General features: G+C 72.5%; 1 protein-coding gene. It reads right to left on the bottom strand.

Annotation, left to right across the window (positions count from 1 at the left end):
• On the bottom strand, nt 1-233 hold a 233-nt coding region (locus tag ACY9Z2_RS19420; protein ID WP_463611312.1), incomplete at both ends, for an HAD-IC family P-type ATPase.

Here is a 233-nt window from a genome sequence, read left to right as displayed (position 1 = left end):
GACCCGGCGCCCGAGCTCGACCGCGTTCACGAGCGTGCCGAAGTTGTCGTCGGTGAGGATCATGCGCGCGGCCTGCTTGGTGACCTCGCTGCCGCTGCCCATCGCGACGCCGATGTCGGCCTGCTTGAGCGCCGCGGCGTCGTTGACCGCGTCGCCCGTCGCCGCGACGATCAGCCCCTCGGCCTGCATGATCCGCGCCAGGCGCAGCTTGTCCTCCGGCGTCACGCGGCCGA

Source organism: Virgibacillus sp. GM2-2 (genome assembly GCF_055329585.1).
Note: the sequence above shows the minus strand (reverse complement) of the source record. Positions and strands in the feature narration are given on the sequence as shown.